At 61.1% G+C, this 2,678-nt stretch carries 2 protein-coding genes and 2 pseudogenes; 2 read left to right on the top strand and 2 right to left on the bottom strand.

The annotated features are described in order from the left end of the window. Nucleotides 1-286: 286 nt before the first annotated feature. A pseudogene (locus NKI63_RS30570) lies at nucleotides 287-451 on the top strand (LysR family transcriptional regulator); the annotation flags it as partial. On the opposite strand, the gene NKI63_RS30565 reads toward NKI63_RS30570, so the two are convergent. Further along, nucleotides 438-1,643, bottom strand: coding sequence for a beta-ketoacyl-[acyl-carrier-protein] synthase family protein (locus tag NKI63_RS30565; RefSeq protein WP_352453892.1), 1,206 nt, complete (start codon nucleotides 1,641-1,643; stop codon nucleotides 438-440). The pseudogene NKI63_RS30570 and the gene NKI63_RS30565 sit on opposite strands and share 14 nt — an antisense overlap. Then, the gene (locus NKI63_RS30560) at nucleotides 1,644-1,919 is read right to left on the bottom strand and encodes an acyl carrier protein (protein ID WP_352469359.1); all 276 of its coding nucleotides are present in this window, start codon (nucleotides 1,917-1,919) and stop codon (nucleotides 1,644-1,646) included. Between the two features lie 575 nt (nucleotides 1,920-2,494). Between NKI63_RS30560 and NKI63_RS30555 the strand changes: the two are divergent. Further along, nucleotides 2,495-2,596 (top strand): annotated as a pseudogene (locus NKI63_RS30555) (LysR family transcriptional regulator); the annotation flags it as partial. Nucleotides 2,597-2,678 lie beyond the last annotated feature (82 nt).

Raw genomic sequence — 2,678 nt, 5'->3', positions numbered from 1 at the left:
GCCCACCACGACCCTGCGCAAGCATGTCGCGGATCTGGAGGCCAGCACGACGGCGCGCTTCGAAGCGTCGGCCAAGACAGGCAAGGTCCGCAGGTTCAAGGAGTTCGTTGACGGCGCCCGCGGCGCGGCCGGGCCGGCAGCACTCAGGCGACTATAACGGGCGCAGAGCCGACACTGCGGCTTCCAGACATTGTCGTGTACAGCTTCAGACCCTCAAGCCGAGCCCGCAGGGCCTCGCTTACCTTTTACGGGGCGGCGGTACGTCCAAGCCGCTTCAACAGTTAAGAATTTCGCAAAGACGATACCCCCGGATCGTCGAGCTTCCGCTGCCACTTCCCGCATTCGCCGAGGCGGTCAATGACCCGCCCTTCACAATAGTTATCCGGCAAGCATCTGGATGCGAGAGATAATGTTGCCGGAGGCATCTCTCATGGCTTCTACACCTGCCTGAACGCCAGAACCGCGTTCGTGCCGCCAAAGGCGAAGGAGTTGCTCAGTGCCACGCGCACCTTGCGCTCGCGTGCCACATTGGGCGTGACGTCGAGATCGCAATCGGGGTCCAGCTCACGATAATTGGCAGTCGGCGGCACGACGCTCTCGCGGATAGCCATCACGCAGGCGATCAACTCGAGCGCGCCGGACGCGCCGAGGCAATGCGCGTGCATGGACTTGGTAGAAGAAATGGACATTGAGAAGGCGTGCTGACCGAAGACGCGCTTGATCGCCGCCGTCTCGATCTGGTCGTTGGCCTTGGTGCCGGTGCCGTGCGCGTTGAGATAGTCGACATCCTCGGCGTCCAGCCTGGCATCGGCAAGGCAGGCCCGCATTGCTGCCTCCGGCCCCTCGACAGTCGGCGCGACGATGTCGGACGCATCGGCGGAAAGGCCGGCACCGGCAATTTCGGCAAGGATGGTGGCGCCCCGAGCCAGGGCATGCTCGTAGCTTTCCAGCACCGCCATGCCGGCGCCTTCACCAAGCGACAGGCCCTGGCGATCGGCCGAGAATGGCCGGCAAGTATCGGGCGAAAGCACGCGGATCGCTTCCCATGCCTTCAGCACACCCCATATGAGCGGCGCTTCGCTGCCGCCGGCAAGCATCACGTCGGCCCGGCCGAGCCTGATCTGGTCCACCGCGCAGGCAATCGCATGGTTTGCCGAGGAACAGGCGGACGTGACGCCGAAGACCGGCCCGCGCAGGCCGAGACTCATGCTGACCTGGCCGGCAGCGGCACCCGGCATCGCCTTGGGTACAGTCAAGAGAGCGGCACGCTTACCGCCCAGAAGGATGGCGCGGTAGGTTTGCTCGATCGCATCCCACCCGCAGCCGCCAACGCCCACCGTCGCACCGAAGCGATAGCTATTTCCCTCTTTGGAGGAAAGTCCGGCCTGACGCATGGCTTCGCGCGCCGCAAGCACAGCGAGCAGGCTGAAGCGGTCCATGGAGATAAGTTGCTTGCCGTCGATGTCATGCTCCGGCAGCGCCTTGATCTCGGCACCGATCCTGACCCTCAATTCATGGAGCTCGGAGTTGACGATTGGGCCGATGGCGGAGCGGCCTTCTCGCATCTCTGTCCAAATGGCGGCGGCGTTGGTCCCAAGCCCGCAAATCCCGCCAATCCCAGTAATCACGACGCGCCTGTCCATTCACACCGCCTTAGCGAGCAAGCTGCGCACGGCTTCCACCATGTCCCCAACATTCTGGAGATCCGACCATGCCTCGGCCGTATTCATCTCGATCTCGATGCCGTAGGCCTGCTCCAGGTCCCAGAGAACGTCCGCCAATCCCAGTGAATCGATACCGAGCGAAGTCAGTCCCGTGGCAGCCGTTATCTCGCCGCCGGTGGCAGGCGCTATGCCGCCCTCCGACGCGGCGCGCTTCTTGATCATGGCGATTATTTCGTTGGCGAGTTGATCTGCCATCTTGTTCCTTTCCAACTTGCGTTTTCGGCGTCGTTCAAAACCCGAGTCGCGTCGCGTTGCCAAAATTGCCCCTCATAGAGCCTGTGCGACCGACCAAGCCCAATGCCCATAGGAACCGGACGAGTTCCGGCTTCTGCGGCGTCAGCCCGATGACGAAGAAAAGTCGCCGGCCTCCCGCTTTTGCGCCAGCACATCAAGAATCTGCGTGTAAATGGATAGGAACCGTCGTCAAACGTCAGCTAAACGCTGCGACAGTGGGTGCTGTCAGCGTATTCACTCGGCACCTCATATGTAATCGAGATGTTTCATAGCTCCGGACCAGTTGCGATCAACTATTGTACCGGTCCGCCATTCGTCGGAGAGTTCGACATGATCGGAGCGCTGCCTCTCATTCCCAGTACAATCTCCACCGCACGCGACAGATTTCCTCTTTCGGGCTCTTCTCAAGGGACTCGCCACGCGATAGAGGCAGTGATCGGCGCACGTGAGGTCCTGCCAAGTCCATGCGACATTCCGGAAAATTGGTAAAATCGTTTGTTTCAATCAAATGCATCCACGCTATGGATAGCTAAGACATGCGTTTCAAAGGGCTCGATCTGAATCTTCTCGTCGTTCTCGACGCGCTGCTGAGCGAGCGCGGCCTCACGGCGGCGGCACGCCGCATCAACCTAACCAAATTCATGGGGGTTGGTGGATGTGGCGCAAGCCGTTGAAATGACGTAGGATTTGGTTGCTTAAGCCGATCCGAACCATTTCCCG

The sequence above is a fragment of the Mesorhizobium sp. M0410 genome (genome assembly GCF_040321435.1).
GTDB lineage: Bacteria > Pseudomonadota > Alphaproteobacteria > Rhizobiales > Rhizobiaceae > Mesorhizobium.
The sequence above is the reverse complement of the archived record's forward strand: the minus strand, read 5'-3'. Positions and strand labels throughout refer to the sequence as shown.

Excerpts from the sequence above, each read along its gene's own strand:
- NKI63_RS30565 (WP_352453892.1), bottom strand. The coding sequence starts at position 1,643 with ATGGACAGGCGCGTCGTGATTACTGGGATTGGCGGGATTTGCGGGCTT.
- NKI63_RS30560 (WP_352469359.1), bottom strand. The coding sequence starts at position 1,919 with ATGGCAGATCAACTCGCCAACGAAATAATCGCCATGATCAAGAAGCGC.